Source organism: Shigella sp. FC1967 (assembly GCF_001743005.1).
Taxonomy (GTDB): Bacteria; Pseudomonadota; Gammaproteobacteria; order Enterobacterales; family Enterobacteriaceae; genus Proteus.
On the sequence record NZ_MIIZ01000071.1, the window covers coordinates 1 to 302 of the forward strand.

Here is a 302-nt window from a genome sequence, read left to right on the forward strand (position 1 = left end):
TCGCTTCTCTTTGTATCTGCCATTGTAGCACGTGTGTAGCCCTACTCGTAAGGGCCATGATGACTTGACGTCATCCCCACCTTCCTCCGGTTTATCACCGGCAGTCTCCTTTGAGTTCCCACCATAACGTGCTGGCAACAAAGGATAAGGGTTGCGCTCGTTGCGGGACTAACCCAACATTTCACAACACGAGCTGACGACAGCCATGCAGCACCTGTCTCAGCGTTCCCGAAGGCACTCCTCTATCTCTAAAGGATTCGCTGGATGTCAAGAGTAGGTAAGGTTCTTCGCGTTGCATCGAA

At 52.0% G+C, this 302-nt stretch carries 1 rRNA gene; it reads right to left on the bottom strand.

Annotated features, from left to right (window positions below):
* Positions 1-302: ribosomal RNA gene (locus BHE89_RS00570) — 16S ribosomal RNA — on the bottom strand; the annotation flags it as partial.